The organism is Suicoccus acidiformans (assembly GCF_003546865.1).
Classification (GTDB): Bacteria; Bacillota; Bacilli; order Lactobacillales; family Aerococcaceae; genus Suicoccus; species Suicoccus acidiformans.
This window is the reverse complement of the sequence record NZ_CP023434.1, coordinates 1,432,750-1,450,880: the sequence shown is the minus strand read 5'-3', so window position 1 is coordinate 1,450,880 and position 18,131 is coordinate 1,432,750. Positions and strand designations below refer to the sequence as shown.

The window sequence follows — 18,131 nt, the reverse complement described above, 5'->3', positions numbered from 1 at the left end:
AGGGCAAGTAAGTGACGTTTATAAGTTTAGAAAATGTTTCGGTTAGTTATGACGGCCAAACAAAAATTCTAGAGGACTTGAATCTTTATATCCAAGAAGGGGAACTAGTGTCTTTGTTAGGACCGTCTGGTTGTGGTAAAACGACGACTCTCCGGGTAGTTGCAGGTTTAGTTGAAGCGCAAGCAGGTAAGCTTAATGTGGATGGGAATAATATGATTAACACACCTGTTCATCAAAGAAATTTTGGGATGGTTTTTCAATCTTACGCATTATTTCCTCATATGACTGTTCGGGAGAATATTGCTTATGGGCTTAAATTAAGAAAAGTAAATGAAGCAGAAATAGATGAAAAGGTAAACAGAATGGTAACTGTGGTAGGTCTTGAAGGCTTAGCAGATCGTTATCCTGAAGATTTATCTGGAGGTCAAAGACAACGTGTTGCTTTGGCAAGAGCTCTAGTCATTGAGCCGAAATTATTATTACTTGATGAACCTTTAAGTAATTTGGATGCCAAATTGCGTGTTCAGTTACGAAACGAAATTCGTCGGATTCAACAAGAGTTGAAAATAACCACGCTCTTTGTAACTCATGATCAAGAAGAGTGCTTCTCTATTTCTGATAAAGTTGCAGTAATGAATAAAGGTGAAATTGAGCAATTTGATCGACCAGAAGTTATTTACCGCAAACCAAAAACTGAATTTGTTGCGCGATTTATTGGTTTTGAAAACTTCCTAACCTTAACAAAAGGCTCAAGTAGAGTTTATCAGACACAGAGTGGGTTCACAGTTGGGCAAGTAGAATCAGATAAAAGTTCGGTATTGATGACGATACGCCCGGATGATATAATACTAGAAACGTCAGCGTCAACGAATGCTTTGAAGGGTACAATTGAACTTGTAACATTCCTGGGAAAATCATATCAGTACGTTGTAAGGACGGCCGATGGGGAAATCATTGTCAATGACGATCGAGTAGTTCCACTTGAAATATCTCAAGCTGTGTATCTTCAATTCCCTGAAGAGTCAATGATTATATTGGAGGATTAAACGATGAAATTACGTAAAGCTTTATTATCACTTGCTGCAGCTGGATTATTATTTGCAAGTTCTCAAGTAGGAGCAGCTGATCAACTAGTTGTATCAACATTTGCAATCAATGAAGATATCATTAAGTCAGATATCTTTGAACCTTTCACAGAACAAACAGGCGTTGAAATTGTTAATGAAGCAGGTAACTCTGGTGAACGCTTCACTAAATTACAGAATAATCCGAATGCCCAAATTGATGTGATTGAGCTATCACAATCTCACTCAACGCAAGGCGTCAAAGAAGGTTTATTTGAGCCATTAGATGCATCAAAAGTTGAGAATATAGATCAATTAATCGAGAATGGTAAAGCAATTGTTGACGAAGCAGGTGTGCCATATGCTGTCAACTCGTTAGGAATTATCTATAATCCAGAAGCAATTGATTTCGAGATTAAAGAATGGTCTGATTTATGGAATCCAGCTCTTGAAGGCAAAATTGCGATTCCTGATATCACTGCAACCTTCGGACCAATCTTCATGCATACGGTAAGTGACTATAAGGGTGTGGATATTACAGAAGATAATGGAGAGGCAGCTTTCCAAGGTTTAGAAGAATTAAAACCAAATATCCTACGTACTTACTCAAAGTCTTCGGACTTAGCTAACTTATTCCAATCTGGAGAAATTGTAGCAGCTGTTGTAGGTGACTTCGCGGTGCCTATGATCATGGAAGGTAATTCAAGCGTTCAATACATTGTTCCAGAAAGTGGTACATATGCTAACTACAACACAGTTAATGTCCTAGCAAATTCTGAAAACAAAGAGGCGGCTTACGACTATGTTAACTGGCGTATCGATCAAGTGTTACAAACCCAAGTAGCTTCATCTTTAAATGAGTCACCAACTAATGCAAATGTTGAATTATCTGAAGATGTAGCAGCGAATAAGACATATGGTGAAGTAGCAGAGCGTGCTAAACCAGTTGACTTTGACTTTATTGATAGTAACTTGGAAACTTGGATTCAACAATGGAATACCATTATTAATCAATAATTATTTGGACTAGGGGGCGAGTATTTATCGCCTCCTTTTTTGGAGGGATCAATGTGAAGCAGTTACTTTATAATGCAAATATCTTAACGATGAATGATAATTATGACGCTTATGAGAATGGTTATTTAGTAATTCAGGATAATGTGATTCAAGAACTGGGTGAAGGGCTGCCTGCAGGTTATCATACGTATAATGAGAAATATGACTGTGGGCAAGGTATTCTTATACCAGGTATGGTTAATACTCATACGCATGTTGGAATGATACCTTTCCGATCTTTAGCAGATGATGTGCCGAATCGTTTGGAACGCTTTTTGTTTCCATTAGAAAATCGAGCCATGACGGCTGATTTGGCTTACGCTTCTGCTAAATATGCTGCGGCTGAAATGCAGTTAGCAGGTGTGACCACTTGTAGTGATATGTATTACTTTGAAGATGATATTGCAAGCGCAGTTAAAGAGATGGGGAGTCGGGCTATTCTTGCTGAGACGATTATTAAGAAATCACCTGATACAACAGCGGACTATGAGACTTTAGACTATGCTGAATATTTCATTCAAAGGTGGTTAGAAGATGATTTGATTACACCAGGAATTGCTCCCCATGCACCGTATACAAATTCGACTGAAAGCTTACAGAAAGCCGCAGCTATTTCACATAAATATAACGTTCCAATCATGATGCATGTTAGCGAAATGGAACATGAAATGGTATATTATGCTGAACAGTATCAAATGTCACCAGTTGCTTATTTAGATAGTATTGGCTTATTAAATAATCGTTTTATCGCAGCGCATTGTATTCATTTGAATTCAGAAGACATTCAAATATTGAAACATAATCAGGTAGGCGTTGCTCATTGTATCGGAGCAAATACTAAATCCGCCAAGGGGGTCGCGCCCGTAAAAGAACTAATTAATCAAGAAGTGAATGTAGGTCTAGGTACAGATGGACCTAGTAGTGGAAATACATTAGATATGTTTACTCAGATGCGAATGGTAGCAAATTTCCATAAAACCTATAACAGAGATCGCTCTGCTTTTGCAGCACAAGAAATAGTTGGGCTTGCTACTATCGGAGGAGCAAGAGTTTTAAATATGGCAGATGAAATCGGCAGCCTTGAAGTAGGCAAAAAAGCTGATATCTGTTTAGTTGAAACGCAATCGGTGAATATGTTCCCGGTGTTTGACCCATATTCTGCCCTTGTTTATTCAGCAAATGCGGGTAATGTTGAAGCTGTTTGGATAAATGGTGCGCAGCGAGTTCTTCAAAAGCAACTAGCCCAGCATGACTTAAGAACCATTCGAAGCGATTTAGATAGCAGTATGAGCCAATTTAAAGTAATTGTGAGTGAGTTGTAAGAGAAGGTAAGTATTTAGTACATGAAGTCATTATTGATAATCATAAAATAGATAGATTAACTGAATGTTTATTAATACTGCTCCTAGCTCCAAAAATATGATTTGCAACGATTGTTGAGAGGTTGAGCCTACCAAGTCAAAAATTTGTCAATCAAGGGATATGTATTAAGATAATAGAGATTTTGTGAGCAATTGAAACTAAAGAAAACGATAAATTGATAGATTCTTTTGCGGATATTTCTTTTTTTATTTTCTTGATTGTCGATTTAAGTTAGAAATTTTTACACTATATGATTAGTGATTGAACTTGGTGACATACTTGTGCTAACCACCTTAAACAGCCCCCTTTATCAAACTCCTGACTGGTCAAGAGGAAAAGCGCTAGCGACTCTGCAGGAGTCAGGTGCTTGATGAAACTATATTTCTTAAGTGGCTGGCATAATATCCAGGTATTTGATCCAAAAGAAAGGCCAAGAAAACCTCCAGGGGAGTGTATTCGTTAAGAGATTTACGTGGAATGATATGTCGCTTGAAGGTTACTTCCTTAAGAAAGTCTTCATCTACTTCATTAAAATCAGTACCTTTAGGCAGACCATCTCTTTTAACTTTTTTGCGACTATGTAAGCTTTTTCGCCAATTTCGTAATAGTTTTCTATCCAAGTCAGTTCTTTCGTGGTAAGATGTGTGTAGGCCATTTTGTGTCTACTCCTTTATTTGTGATTGCTCTCATAAATAGCGTAGCACAAAGTGTCTTATTTATTTTTCTAGCTTAATTTTACAATTCAGGGAGCAAATTCCTGAGAAAGAACTGCAACAAAATGCGCTGAAAATTGAACAAGCTAGATTAAAGGCACGGCAAAAATCTCTCAGTCTTGAATATGTCTAAAGGAACATCAATCGTTAAAGGATCAGAATAATGACGTATCAATGGGGAGAGCTTAAATCTTCAGATGTCCACATACCTTCGTGGGGTGCTTGCTTTCCTTATGTTCTGATTGTACCCAAGAAGGCAAAAGAAAGTGGTCTATATTGTATGACCAGTAGAGTCGCACAATTGCTGCTTCCACTAGTTATGAAATGCTCTATATTGCTGTAGCGAAGACGTTTAGAGACATCTGCGTCGAATTCTTACCTCATAATAAAATCATCAAGAGCATAAATTCAATTGATGATGGTATCCCGAAGTGTGTTCTGCTTTTTTACATAGATCTAACTAAAAAGTTGATAGGAAGTTTATCAAATTCACTGTTTCTGTTGACAATAATTTAAGACGAGGTAACCCAATGACAACACTAAAAGACATTGCCCAACTGGCCCAAGTTTCTAAGAGTACCGTTTCACGCTATTTAAACAATGGTCAAGTAAGTGAAAAGACTGCTAAGAAAATTGAACAGGTTATTGCTGAAACTGGCTATGAACCTAATGCCTTGGCCCGCAGCCTTAAGGCGACATCTAGTCAACTCATAGGTGTGATAATACCACGCTTTAATTCGAGCTCAACTTCAGAAGTTCTAGCTGGTATTGACGAAGTGGCGATGAAGGAGGGCTACAACTTACTAATTCTCAATTCAAATCAAAATCTCCAGCAAGAGATGGAACATATTCAGACCCTTGACCGGCAGAATGTGGCTGGGATTATTCTTTTCTCTCAGAAGTTCCACCCAGCTTTGCTTGATATTGTCTCGAAAACTAAGGCTAAGATTATGATACTAGGACAAAGTTTTGAACGATTCAATTATACAACCTATGATGACTATCAAGCAGGGAAACTCATTGCGCAACATGCGATTGATTTAGGCCATAAAGATTTACTTTATATTAATCCATCCGAAGAGGATGAAGCGGTCGGTAAAGTGAGGGCACACGGCTTTATTGATTGGGTAGAGCAATATCCGGTTAAGTACCAAGTTATCTCGTCGAGTTTCGATCGCTTGGATAACTATCGCTTGGCCCACCAAATATTACCTGATATAACGGCGACTTACATCGCGTGTGCAACGGACCGCATGGCAATATCTTTCCTGAAAGCTGCTATTGAACTGGAGATTGAGGTACCTAGCCAGTTATCCTTGAGTGGCTTTGGCGGTTATAATGATGGACAGTTTGTTCATCCGAATTTGACAACGGTGAAATATCCTTTTAAAGAGGCAGGGCAAGTTGCTATGCAGAGCCTCTTGGAGGGCATTGAAGATCAAACGGAAGAGCTGAAACAAATAACACTGGGTGTAGAGCTTTTACAAGGCAAAAGCACTGGACCCAAGAAGAGTTAAGCACAAACTTAAATAATAGTTTGTGTTTTTTATTTGCTTGGGGGATAAATTGTGCTATACTGGAACCGGTACCGGCAAACGTTTACAATAAAAGAAAAGAGGGAAACTGATGGAAAACGAAAGAATTGTGGGTCAATTACTGGATGCGATTGGTGGGGGAAGCAATGTTAAGAATTTTGAGCATTGCGCGACACGTTTAAGAATTGTGCTTAAGGATGATTCCTTACTAGATAAGGATAAGGCAGAGAATATTACGGGATTGCAAGGTTACTTTTTCTCGACGGGGCAACATCAATTTGTCTTTGGTACCGGTAAAGTCAATGAAGTGTATAATGCTTTTGCGAATGAGTTAGGCACGGCGGATATTGATACATCGAAGTCAGTCAAAGAAGATGCTTATGCGAATATGAATCCGGTGCAACGGGTGGTACGGGTCTTGGCAGATATTCTCTTACCACTTATTCCGGTCTTAGTAACGACTGGGCTGTTAATGGGGATAAGAGGTCTCTTATTAGAGCTGGGTATGGAATTATCGGATGATGCGATGGGTCTTTTTACGGTACTGACGGATACGGCTTTTGCCTTTCTGCCTGTATTTATTACCTATAGTGCAACCCGTAAGTTTGGTGGGAATCCAATTCTGGGGATTGCTGTAGGAATCATGTTGGTATCACCAGTCTTGCCGAATGCCTATCAAGTAGCAAGTGGCGATGCGACGCCTTTAAATATTTTGGGAATTAATATTCAAGGTTATCAAGGGTCTATCTTCCCAGGGATTATTGCGGGTTGGTTAATTTCGTGGCTAGAACGTCAATTCCGTAAGTTTGTACCTCAAGCGATGGATTTGATTGTCACACCGTTCTTAACGATTACCCTGACACTTCTGGTAATGTTATTTGGTTTAGGACCAGTTATTTCCTTGGTAGAAGATATTGTGATTAACTTTATCGTCCGAGTGATTAATGCGCCATTCGGGATTGGTTATGCGATCTTTGGTGGTTTACAGCAATTATTAGTTGTCACAGGTTTGCATCACTCGCTTTCGATTATCGAGTTGAGCTTATTAGATGATACAGGACGTAATGTGTTGAATACTCTAATGACAGCTTCGATGGCTGGGCAATTTGGTGCTGCACTTGCGGTAGCAACGATTGTCAAAGACAAGGTCAAGAAATCCAACTTATTAGGTTCAGCCAGTTCAACTCTATTCGGAATTACGGAGCCTCTTTTATTCGGGGTTAACTTAAGATCGATGAATGTATTATTTGCAGGTGTTATTGGTGGTGTCATAGGTGGCTTCTTGACTTACTTCTTGAATGTGTCCGCAAGTGGTATGGGGATTACCTTTATTCCTGGCTTACTTTTATATACGGATAGCATGAGTTCACTTCTAGGTTATTTAGCAGTTATTGCCGCGGCAATGCTTACGGCTTTCTTAATCGTTCGAGGGCAAGCGAAATCGATTCGACCTGTGTATGATCGTGAGGAGGAAGTTGTTGAAAGCATTCTGGAGGAGAATGAGAATGTTTATGCTAGTGGAGAAGCACTTGATGCTGTAATTATTGGCGCACCTCTAGAAGGCCAACGTTTGAGTATGTCAGAAATTCCTGATCCTGTCTTTGCTTCAGGTGCAATGGGACCAGCGGTAGCGATTGAGCCTGCTAATGGCGAGGTTGTTGCCCCATTTGACGGTGAAGTAATGTTAGTTGCAGATACGAAACATGCGATTGGCCTTCGCTCTGATGAAGGGATTGAAATCTTGATTCATGTGGGGCTGGATACGGTCGAGTTGAACGGAACCCCATTTGATGTACGTGTCCGCCAAGGGGACCGTGTAAGTAAAGGGCAAACCTTAATGCAAGCTGATTTGGATGCAATTAAAGCAGCCGGGAAGTCTACGATTACACCGATTGTGATGACCAATGGTCAAGCTTATAGCAAGGTAACACCTAAGATTAATGGTCAGTCTTTATTCGAAGTGGAGGAGTAAGCATTCATATGTTAGATAAAGCAAGTATTAAGCAAATGAAAGCACAAGTCCAGGAAGATAAGCAGTGGCGACAGGGCTATCATATGATGCCTCAAACGGGTTGGCTAAATGATCCCAATGGCTTAGCTTATTTCCAAGATACGTATCATATTTATCATCAATATGAACCCTATAAAGCAACCGGGGGCGCAACCCACTGGGGCCATAAAACTTCCGAGGATTTAGTCCATTTCCAAGAAGAAGTCATCTTTCTTTCACCGGATCAACCTTTCGATCAAGATGGTGTCTACTCCGGTAGCGCCATTGAAGTCGATGGCCAATTGCATTTCTTCTATACTGGCAATGTCAAAAAACCAGGCCATTATGATTATATTTACAGTGGGCGCGAACAGAATGTGGTCCATGTCGTTAGCCCTGATGGCTTTGAAATTCAATCACGAGAAGTTGTCATCGCTCACGAAGATTTTCCACCAGGATACTCGGATCACATCCGTGATCCGAATGTTTTCAGTCAGAACGATAAATTCTATATGCTACTTGGGGCACGGACCGATGATAATAAGGGCGCCATTATTTTGTACGAATCACAAGATTTAGATAATTGGACCTTCTTAGGTGATTTCTTAGCTGGTGATGAAGACCAAGGATTTATGTGGGAATGCCCTGATTATTCAGATCATGGGGAACATAGCGTACTCATCTTCTCACCTCAAGGTGTAATAGGAGATCACTTTAGCTTCCAGAATCCATATAGTGCAGGCTACTTGATTGGTAATGTTGATTGGGATATGGGTAGATTTCTTCCCACGGAGGATTTCCAAGAGCTGGATTATGGCTTTGATTTCTATGCACCGCAAACTTTCAAAGATGCTAAAGGCCGACATATTCTAATTGGTTGGATGGGAATGCCAGATATTGAACCGGAATATACTAATCCTACCATCAGTTATGGCTGGCAACATTGCTTAGCTTTACCGCGAGAAATCGAAGTGAGAAATCACAAACTTTATCAAAAACCAATCGAAGAATACCAAGCCTTAAGAGGTGATGCGGTTAACCTGGAGACCGATAAATCATACGAGAGAAGCGCACTTTATGAGCTGAATATCGCAGGGGAAAACCTTCAAGTTTTACAACTTGAACTATCCCAAGATAGCCAGCTAACTTATGACGGTGAGATTCTGACACTTAGGCATGGTGTAAGTGGCTTTGGGCGCAAAAAGCGACAAGTGAAGATTCCAGCGATAAATCGCATTCAAGTGTTTGGCGATTATTCATCACTTGAGATATTCATTAATGACGGAGAATATGTGTTAACGACACGAATTTATCCAACACGTAGCGATTTAAGTATTCGCATAGAAGCTGACCAAGAAGTAAAGGCCACGTATTGGCCATTATCTGAGACCTAACTATTACACAGAAAAAATCTATTTCACAATTGCAACACTATTAGGAGGGTAAAAATGTACGCATCAATTGAAGCAGGAGGCACAAAATTTGTCTGTGCTGTAGGCAATAGCGACTTGGAAATAATCGAACGGGTGTCATTTCCAACAACAACCCCGGAAGAAACCATGAATCATGTCTTCGCGTTCTTCGACCAATATAAAGATGAAATCAAAGCCTTTGGTATTGGCTCTTTTGGTCCGATTGATATTCAGGAAGATTCAGCAACTTATGGTTATATTACCAAGACACCAAAGACGCATTGGGTTGATTTCGATTTTATTGGCGCGATGAAGAAGTACTTAGACGTACCTATGATGTGGACGACAGATGTGAATTCATCGGTATACGGCGAAGCTAAGCTCGGTGCTGGGGTGGACTTAGACCATGTTCTCTATTACACCGTCGGCACTGGTTTCGGTGGAGGGTCTATTTATAAGGGACGCTTCACACAAGGTCATTCACATCCGGAAATGGGCCATGCCCTTGTACGGCGTCATCTAGATGATGATTACGCGGGCTATTGTCCATTCCACGGTGATTGCATTGAAGGTATGGCGTCTGGTGTGGCGATTGAAGACAGACTTGGTGTGCGGGCTGAAACCTTAGGATCTGATCATCCTTATTGGGAGATAGAAGCATATTATATTGCTCAAAGTGTTTACAATGCGACGCTTTATTTATCACCTAATATTGTGATTTTAGGTGGTGGGGTCATGAAAGTACCTGGTTTACTTGATAAGGTGAAAGTGGCCTTTGCTGAAATATTGAATGAATATTTACAGGTCCCTGACTTAGATGAGTATATTGTGTTGCCGAAATTGGAAGACGATGCGGCGACTTTAGGAAACTTATTGATGGCGAAAGAATTGGCGACTGTTTAGATATATAAGTTTATAGGAGCTTCCTTTTAAGAGATTTCTTAAAGGAAGCTTTTTTTGGAATATAAAATTTGAAAAGTATTTAAGTAATGATTGAAAATATAACGTTTCATATTTCACACCTATTATCTGCTTATAATTATATGGAAAATACAAATAAAGCTTGACAACAAAAGGAAAGCGTTTTTTCATACATATATGAAACGTTTCATTTATAAAATTAAGGGGAAAAGATTATGGAGAATAATTATAGACAAACAGCAGCCGAAATTGTGGAGGCTCTTGGTGGCAAGGATAATATTCGTACGGCGACGCATTGTGCTACAAGGTTACGACTTGTGCTAAATAATGAGAAAGCTATTGATACGAATCATTTAGAAGCAATTGATCTGGTGAAAGGTCATTTCAATAATGCAGGTCAGTTTCAAATTATACTAGGAACTGGTGTTGTTAATGGGGTTTATAATGAATTTAAGGACATTACTGGTATTGAAGAAGCTAATAAAGATGATGTCAAGAAGGCGGCTGAAGATAACTTAAATCCTGTACAAAAAATTGTAAAAAATCTTGCAGATGTTTTTGTGCCGATCTTGCCTGCCTTAGTAGCATCAGGTTTGATGATGGGTCTGAACAATGTTCTTACAGCTGAAGGTTTATTCGTTGCTGGACAATCTGTCATTGATTTATATCCTCAAATAGCTGATTTAGCAAATATGCTAAATCTATTCTCTAATGCGGCATTTACCTTCTTACCGATTCTAATAGGCTACTCATCAGCTAATATATTCGGAGCAACACCGGTTTTGGGTGCCGTTATTGGAGCGATTATGGTTCATCCAGAGTTACTGAATGGGTATGGTTATGGTGAAGCTGTTGCAACAGATTCAGTGCCTTATTGGAATATTTTAGAATTAAGTGTAGCAAAAGTAGGGTATCAAGGTACAGTATTACCTGTGATTGGTTCAACTTATATTCTTTCACTGATTGAAAAGAACCTACGAAAAGTAGTGCCAAATATTCTAGATATTATTGTAACGCCGCTTGTTTCTGTATTAGTGACCGCTTTCTTAACTTTTACAGTCATTGGACCTTTATTAAGAACTGTAGGGGATTGGATGACCAATGTTGTGCTTTGGTTGTTCAATGACTTAGGTGCAATAGGTGGCGCAATTTATGGCGTTATTTATCCGATACTCGTAATTACGGGAATGCATCATAGTTTAGCGGCTACGGAAATACAAATTTTAGCAAATATAGAAACTCTAGGTGGTTCACCAACATTTGCGGTTGTATCCGTATCAAATGTATGTCAAGGGGCGGCTGCCCTAGCCATGTTCTTCCTGATGAAGCATGATGAGAAAGTTAGAAGTATCGCACCAGCTTCAGGCCTTTCGGCTTTACTAGGTATTACTGAACCTGCTCTATTTGGTATCAACTTAAGATATAGATAACCATTTATTGCAGCTTTAATCGGTTCTGCAGTAGGGTCAGGCTATGCTACTGCTATGAAAGTATTATCAGTATCGCAAGGACCTGCCGGTATTCCTGGTGTCATAGTCATGCGACCAGAATCTACTGGACAGTTTATGGTGTCAATCACTATTGGCTTTATCGTTACATTCCTTGCTACATCAATTCTTCATCGAATGGCGTGGAATAAGAATCAAGTGGAGGGATAACGCATGGAATGGACAAGAGGACAGCGTTATCGTCGTCTTGAAGAGGCTGACCAAGCTGAATATCAAGATTTACTGAATACCGTAAGTGCTTCTCAATATCGGCAGACCTTTCACATTCAACCAATTTCAGGATTATTAAATGATCCAAATGGTTTTAGTTACTTTGATGGCGAGTATCATTTATTTTACCAGTGGTATCCATTAGGACCTGTTCATGGTGTGAAATATTGGTATCATGTCCAATCTAAGGACTTAGTTCATTGGGAGAATGTAGGTATTGGAATGCGACCTGACACAAAGTACGATAGTCATGGTGTTTTCTCTGGTACTGGCCTTCCATTAGAAGATAAACTATTACTTTTCTATACGGGTAATACGCGAACTGAAGATTGGATGCGTATCCCATATCAATGTTTAGCAATTATGGACAAAGACGGAAATATTGAGAAGCATTCTGACCCTTTAATTATTGATTCTGAAGAAGGATATACTGATAACTATCGAGATCCTAAAGTGTTTAAATCAGGAGATAAATATATTTGCTTAATCGGTGCGGAAACAGAAAAACATCAAGGTCGAGTAGTATATTATGAATCTGAGGATTTAAAAAAATGGAAATTTCGTGGAGAAATCCAAACAATCAAAAGCGAAAATGAGGGTTACATGTGGGAGTGTCCAGATTATTTCGAATTAGAAGGTCAGGGAGTCTTGGTTATATCACCTCAAGGAATGGAAGTAGAGGGTGATCAATTCAACAATATATTCCAATCTGGTTACCTTATAGGTGAACCAATTGATTTTAAAGAAGGTACTTTTAAGCATCAGGCATTTAAAGAATTCGACCGTGGCTTTGAATTCTATGCACCGCAAACGATTCAAACACCAGATGGTCGACGGATATTAATCGCATGGTTTGGCTTGCCGGGTGTACTTGCAGGCACGGAAGAAGATGGCTGGGCTCATTGCTTAACAATACCAAGAGAACTGGAGTTACGAGATAATAAACTTTATCAAAATCCAGTGCAAGAACTAGAAGCTCTGAGAAAGCATACCCTTGTAGAAGTAGCAAAGCTGAATAAAACTTCTACATCAATGACTTTACCAAGATGCTATGAGGCTAAAGTAAACTTTACAGAAATTGACGCCAATAAGGTCGGTATTAAATTCCGTAAATCCGCTAAAGAAGAAGTACTCTTTTACTATAATTTAGCTGAACGTAAACTAGTGCTTGATCGGTCAAAGACACATAAGGTAATTAATAAAGAATATGGTGATAAACGCAAATGCAACTTTAGTGGCAATGAGTTGAGGCTACACTTGTTCTTAGACGAATCTTCTGTTGAAATATTTGTAAATGATGGACAAGAAGTATTTTCTAGTCGGATTTACAATAAACCAGGTAGCAATGATTTTGAAATCTTTGTTGAAAATGGTCACGCATTCATTGAATATAGTCTTTGGGAATTATAAAATAGCTTAAGGGGTATTGAAAACAATACCTCTTTTAGCATATAATCAGAAATAAAAGTCAAAAGGGGTATTAATTTTGGCGACGATAAAAGATGTAGCGAAATTAGCAAATGTTTCAGTAGGTAGTGTGTCTAAATATATTAATGGTCACAAAGTAAAAGATACTACGGCTGAACTCATTCAGAATGCAATTGATGCGTTAAATTATGAACCCAATATTTACGCACAAGGCTTGAAGACGAACCGTACATTCTCTGTTGTATTAATCATACCGACTGTATGGGATCCGTTCTATAGTGAACTAACTTATTACATAGAAAAGTATCTAGAAGAATATGATACAAAATTAATTATTTGTAATACTAAGAATGACTTAGACAAAGAATTAAAATTTATCACGATGGCTAGACAGAATAAAGTGGATGGCATCATTGCGATTACATACAGCAACGTTGACGAGCATGTGCCGGACGAGTTGCCAGTCATTAGTATTGATCGATCTTTCTCTAAGCATAGTACCTTTATCACAAGTGATAACTATAAGGGAGGAGAAATTGCTGCCCAAAAGCTACAAGATGCAGGTTCTTCTGAGCTCTTTTACTTCGGGCAAGGCTCAAAAATAGAGAATGAAACAATAAATAGATTAAAAGGTTTTCAAGATTACTGTGAGCAATACTCACTAAATTATAAAGTCTACTACCAAAAGGGCCGTCGACATAGCACAGCTGATTATTTGAGTGAATTCGCTGATGATTTACAAGAAATGGATCAATCAATCGGTGTATTTACGGATACTGATACTCACGCATGGATGCTCATTGATGAACTATCGAACCGAGGTCTCAAGGTCCCAGAAGATATCCAGATAATTGGATTTGACGGCTCAAAATCTTCACAACAGACACCTACATTCTTGTCTAGTATTCGCCAGAATGTGAATGCGATAGCTAAAGAATCTGTCCAACAATTGATGTTACAAATTGAAGAAGATCATTTCGTCCCTAAGAAAATAATAATTCCCGTAGAATTTATACAAGGAAAAACTACTTTTCCCAGCAATGTGTAGAATTACCTAAACTGATGTATATATTATTTTTGAACTCAGACAGTCACCCTATGATTGTCTGAGTTTTTCTTATTAAAAATTATTATCAGAGGATTGACTTTCAATAATTAAATGTTTATTATAATGTTATTAAAATCACAAATGGAGGAGAGAGGGTATGTTTTCAAAGAAATGTATTACGCTAGTTTTAGCAGCTGCTTTGGGAATTAGTCACATTGGACCTTTACCAAATGTTCTTGCACAAGGCTATACGCCTGGGAATTATGAGGGTCAGGCGGAAGGATTTGGGGGTAATGTTGCTGTTGAAGTAACACTTACTGAGGATAGAATCGTTTCAATCGATGTCGATGCGCCTAATGAAACAGCAGGTATCGGTGATACCGCGATTGAATCGATAACCAATGATGTGATTGAAAAACAAAGTCTTAATATTGATGTGGTATCAGGGGCAACTGGTTCATCTGAGGGAATATTGGCTGCGATTGCTGCTGCGTTAGAATCATCAGGTGCGGATGTTGATGCACTAAAAGCAAAAGAAGATGATGCAGAAGAATTAGAGGATGAAGAACTAGATACTGACGTTGTAGTTATCGGTGCTGGTGGCGCCGGACTTGCAGCTGCAGTTTCAGCTGTAGAAAATGGTGCCTCAGTAGTTATTCTCGAGAAGATGCCGATGGTTGGTGGTTCGACAATTATTGCCGGAGGACAATACAATGCAGTAGATCAAAATCGTCAACAAGCATATGAAATGGATCCAGCTTTAATCGAGGAAATTAAGGCGCTTACCAATGAGGAAGCAGTAAATGAAACCCATGAAAGATTGATGGGAGAAGTAGCCGAACAAATTGAAGAATATGAATCAAGTAATAGTAAGCATCTATTTGACTCGCCACAACTACATGCTTTACAAACATTTAAAGGCGGGGACTATGAAGGTAATATTGAATTAATTGAAACCTATGCCTTAGGAGCAGAAGAAACTGTTCCATGGCTAGAGAGTTTAGGGGTAGAATTTGAAGATGAGATTGCAATTGTTACGGGTGCCCTTTGGCAAAGAACTCATCAATTTGTTAAGCCACTTGTAACTGGGCCACTTGATGCGTATCAAGCGTATTTAGAAGAAGCGGGAGATGACGCTCAAATTCTTTTAAATACATCCGCCAAAGAATTAATCATCGAAGATGGGAAAGTAGTAGGAGTTATCGCTGAGCAAGATGGACGCAAGATTACTGTAAATGCAGACGCTACTATTCTTGCTACAGGTGGCTTTGCTCGTAACAATGAAATGGTTGTTGAATTTGATGAAATTTGGAATGATTTAGAAGGCTTAGGATCAACCAATGCTGTTTCAGCAACAGGTGATGGTATTAATATGGCGGTTGAAGCAGGTGCAAATTTGGTTGGAATGGAATTTATACAGTTACTCCCAGTTGGAGATCCTGAAACAGGTGGCATGCAAGGAAACATTAGTAAGAATGCTGCGAATCAAATTTTCGTAAATAATGAAGGGAAACGTTTTGTAGCTGAAGATGCCAGACGAGATACCTTAACAGCTGGATTATTAGAACAAGAAGATCAAGAAATGTGGATTATCCATGATGCTCACGAATATCCAGATTTAGAAGTTAAGAATGACTTTAACGAATCAATCGGTCAATTGGTTGATAATGGAAAAGTTGTTACAGGTGATACAATCGAAGAACTTGCTGAAGCAATGGGTGTAGATCCAAATAACTTGGTTGAAACAGTCAATGACTACAATACCGTAGTCGCTGGTGAGAAAGCTGATGATTTCGGCAAAACTTTACTACAAGATCCATTAGATCAGGGGCCATTTTATGCGTCATTGCGAGTTCCAACAATTCATCATACAATGGGCGGGGTTGAAATTACAACTCAAGCTGAAGTAAAAGATGAAGCTGGTGAAATTATCCCTGGATTATATGCGTGTGGTGAAGTAACGGGAGGAATTCATGGTAAGAACCGCTTAGGCGGGAATGCAATTCCTGATACAGTAGTCTTTGGTCGCATTTCAGGACAAAATGCAGCGGCATTTGCTAAGCAGAATTAGTTGAATATCAGTAATAAATTCGAGGGTATACAGAGAAGTGTATATCCTCGTTTTTTGGTATGAACTCACCATAAACATATAGAGATAGGATTTCCTAAAAGTAAGGCTAAAAGTCAGTTTCTTTTTTTAGTAGCTTTCTGGACCATTAACCGGACCTTGGTCCAAAGCTCTTTGGCTCAATTGACAGCGCTATCATTAGGGGGATAGAATATAAGTAGAATACGTATTCAGTATAATTATAAGGGGAGTTTAATAATGAAAGGAAGAAGTACTGAAGCTCTACAAGACTTTTCGCGCGCTCTAATAGCGCCTGTTAAATTTATGGCTGTTATGGGTTTAGTTTTAGCTGTGTCAGTTATCCTCCAGCTAGAATTTATGCCCAATTTCATTCAAACATTTGGGCTTTTATTAAAGAACATGATGGATGCAATGTTAAATAATTTATCATTAATCTTTGCTATTGGTATTGCCTCATCTTTAGCAAAAAGGCAGAAAATAGAAGCAGCTTTAACTGCTTTAATTATGTTCTTATTATTCTTAGCCGCAAATAATACATGGTTAACAATTACAAATTCTCTAGCTGAACCTGGTGAGATGGGACTATTCTCTACCGGACAAGCTATCGTTTTAGGTTTTCAAGTCGTAGATATGAATGTGTTTCTGGGAATCATTATTGGTATATTAGTTGCTTATTTCCATAACAGATATTCTGACAAAGAATTACCTGCAGCGTTAAGTATCTATGGTCATGCACGCTTTTCATTTATGATTTTAATTCCAGTTATTTTAATCTTTGCGATATTAATGGCTTATATTTGGCCATGGGCAAATAGATTAATTGCTTCACTTTCTGATTTCATTTATACAGCGGGTCTATTAGGAGTATTCCTGTATGCATTCGGTAATAGATTCTTAGTCCCAACTGGGCTTCATCATTTATTATGGATGCCTTTCTGTTTTACCGCAATAGGTGGAACAGTAGAGATAAACGGGGAGATATATGCTGGTGGAGCTAATATTATTTATGCACTAATGTCGAATCCCGGTACAGTTTCTTCAATGGATCCTTCATTGAGATTCGCAATGTTTGGATTTGCAAAAATATTTGCTTCAATTCCAATTGCTCTGGCTTTTATGAACACAGCTTATCCGGAAAATCGCGAAGAGGTTAAAGGACAGTTAATGCCTTCAGCTCTTGTAGCAGTATTAGCAGGAATAACCGAACCTTTAGATTTTACATTTGCATTTCAGGCCCCTTTATTGTGGCTTGTTCATAGTCTAATAACTGGTATAGGCGAAACTGTTTTATGGGCTTTAGGATCACGTACTTATATGCTCTATGGAATAATTGATTCAGTGGTTGTAAACTCAGTGTTTAGTCCATCAGTCACTAAGTTTTATATTACAATTATTGTTGGATTAATTTTTAGTTTAATTTGGTACTACGTCTTTAAACTTATGATAGTCAAGTTTGATATGAATACTCCTGGTCGAGAAGCACTAGTTGCTACATCGAATGATACGAATCGTATAAATAATAAAAGCACTGAAGTGATAGTTTCAACAGAAGATAATATACGTTATGTTATCGAAGGTTTAGGCGGACCAGAGAATATTGATACATTGACAAATTGTTTTAGTAGAATTCGTGCGAATGTACACGACCCAGAAAAAGTTAATGTCTTAACACTGGAAAAGATTTCAGAACAAAAAGGAATTTTTGAGAATGGGAATAATATTCAAGTTGTGATAGGTATGAATGTTCAAACTTTGAGAGAAAAAGTATCTGAAGAACTAGGACTAGATTAGAAAG

12 protein-coding genes and 2 pseudogenes are annotated in these 18,131 nt (G+C 38.6%); 13 read left to right on the top strand and 1 reads right to left on the bottom strand.

The window, feature by feature from the left end:
- Nucleotides 1-11: 11 nt before the first annotated feature.
- Genes CL176_RS06825 through CL176_RS06815 form a run of 3 tightly spaced genes read left to right on the top strand, consistent with a single transcriptional unit; the run spans nucleotide 12 to nucleotide 3,442 of the window.
- Nucleotides 12-1,046 carry an ABC transporter ATP-binding protein gene (locus CL176_RS06825; RefSeq protein WP_118990630.1) on the top strand — a complete coding sequence of 345 codons (1,035 nt, stop codon included), beginning with the start codon at nucleotides 12-14 and terminating at the stop codon, nucleotides 1,044-1,046.
- Between the two features lie 3 nt (nucleotides 1,047-1,049).
- Nucleotides 1,050-2,081, top strand: a complete 1,032-nt coding sequence (locus CL176_RS06820; RefSeq protein ID WP_118990629.1) for an ABC transporter substrate-binding protein — start codon at nucleotides 1,050-1,052, stop codon at nucleotides 2,079-2,081.
- Between the two features lie 53 nt (nucleotides 2,082-2,134).
- On the top strand, nucleotides 2,135-3,442 hold the full coding sequence (locus CL176_RS06815) for an amidohydrolase (protein ID WP_118990628.1): 1,308 nt from the start codon (nucleotides 2,135-2,137) through the stop codon (nucleotides 3,440-3,442).
- Between the two features lie 399 nt (nucleotides 3,443-3,841).
- Here the strand turns inward: CL176_RS06815 and CL176_RS13045 are convergent.
- Nucleotides 3,842-4,042, bottom strand: a pseudogene (locus CL176_RS13045) (hypothetical protein); the annotation flags it as partial.
- A gap of 683 nt (nucleotides 4,043-4,725) precedes the next feature.
- Here CL176_RS13045 and CL176_RS06810 point away from each other — a divergent pair.
- The 10 genes and pseudogenes from CL176_RS06810 (at nucleotide 4,726) to CL176_RS06770 (ending at nucleotide 18,127) form a co-directional block, all read left to right on the top strand.
- Nucleotides 4,726-5,712: a LacI family DNA-binding transcriptional regulator gene (locus CL176_RS06810; protein WP_118990627.1), complete on the top strand. Its 987-nt coding sequence runs from the start codon at nucleotides 4,726-4,728 to the stop codon at nucleotides 5,710-5,712.
- A 109-nt stretch (nucleotides 5,713-5,821) separates the two neighbouring features.
- Nucleotides 5,822-7,177: pseudogene (locus CL176_RS06805) on the top strand (PTS transporter subunit EIIC); the annotation flags it as partial.
- A 6-nt stretch (nucleotides 7,178-7,183) separates the two neighbouring features.
- The gene (locus CL176_RS12930) at nucleotides 7,184-7,702 is read left to right on the top strand and encodes a PTS sugar transporter subunit IIA (protein WP_420824188.1); all 519 of its coding nucleotides are present in this window, start codon (nucleotides 7,184-7,186) and stop codon (nucleotides 7,700-7,702) included.
- Between the two features lie 8 nt (nucleotides 7,703-7,710).
- Complete coding sequence (locus CL176_RS06800) at nucleotides 7,711-9,114, top strand: glycoside hydrolase family 32 protein (protein WP_118990625.1); 1,404 nt, start codon at nucleotides 7,711-7,713, stop codon at nucleotides 9,112-9,114.
- Nucleotides 9,115-9,168: 54 nt separating this feature from the next.
- Nucleotides 9,169-10,035, top strand: coding sequence for an ROK family protein (locus CL176_RS06795; RefSeq protein ID WP_118990624.1), 867 nt, complete (start codon nucleotides 9,169-9,171; stop codon nucleotides 10,033-10,035).
- Between the two features lie 233 nt (nucleotides 10,036-10,268).
- A complete protein-coding gene (locus tag CL176_RS06790; RefSeq protein ID WP_240430364.1) occupies nucleotides 10,269-11,483 on the top strand; it encodes a PTS transporter subunit EIIC in 1,215 nt (404 codons plus the stop codon).
- Nucleotides 11,484-11,714: 231 nt separating this feature from the next.
- Nucleotides 11,715-13,181 (top strand): glycoside hydrolase family 32 protein, encoded by a 1,467-nt coding sequence (locus CL176_RS06785; RefSeq protein WP_118990623.1) that lies wholly within the window; start codon nucleotides 11,715-11,717, stop codon nucleotides 13,179-13,181.
- Nucleotides 13,182-13,257: 76 nt separating this feature from the next.
- On the top strand, nucleotides 13,258-14,247 hold the full coding sequence (locus CL176_RS06780) for a LacI family DNA-binding transcriptional regulator (protein ID WP_118990622.1): 990 nt from the start codon (nucleotides 13,258-13,260) through the stop codon (nucleotides 14,245-14,247).
- 157 nt (nucleotides 14,248-14,404) lie between these two features.
- On the top strand, nucleotides 14,405-16,318 hold the full coding sequence (locus CL176_RS06775) for a flavocytochrome c (protein WP_118990621.1): 1,914 nt from the start codon (nucleotides 14,405-14,407) through the stop codon (nucleotides 16,316-16,318).
- Nucleotides 16,319-16,573: 255 nt separating this feature from the next.
- Complete coding sequence (locus CL176_RS06770) at nucleotides 16,574-18,127, top strand: PTS transporter subunit EIIC (RefSeq protein WP_118990620.1); 1,554 nt, start codon at nucleotides 16,574-16,576, stop codon at nucleotides 18,125-18,127.
- The last annotated feature ends 4 nt before the right edge of the window (nucleotides 18,128-18,131 follow it).

Coding starts and splice junctions, on each gene's coding strand:
- CL176_RS06795 (WP_118990624.1), top strand. CDS start 9,169: ATGTACGCATCAATTGAAGCAGGAGGCACAAAATTTGTCTGTGCTGTA.
- CL176_RS06775 (WP_118990621.1), top strand. CDS start 14,405: ATGTTTTCAAAGAAATGTATTACGCTAGTTTTAGCAGCTGCTTTGGGA.
- CL176_RS06810 (WP_118990627.1), top strand. CDS start 4,726: ATGACAACACTAAAAGACATTGCCCAACTGGCCCAAGTTTCTAAGAGT.
- CL176_RS06785 (WP_118990623.1), top strand. CDS start 11,715: ATGGAATGGACAAGAGGACAGCGTTATCGTCGTCTTGAAGAGGCTGAC.
- CL176_RS06790 (WP_240430364.1), top strand. CDS start 10,269: ATGGAGAATAATTATAGACAAACAGCAGCCGAAATTGTGGAGGCTCTT.
- CL176_RS06770 (WP_118990620.1), top strand. CDS start 16,574: ATGAAAGGAAGAAGTACTGAAGCTCTACAAGACTTTTCGCGCGCTCTA.
- CL176_RS06820 (WP_118990629.1), top strand. CDS start 1,050: ATGAAATTACGTAAAGCTTTATTATCACTTGCTGCAGCTGGATTATTA.
- CL176_RS06800 (WP_118990625.1), top strand. CDS start 7,711: ATGTTAGATAAAGCAAGTATTAAGCAAATGAAAGCACAAGTCCAGGAA.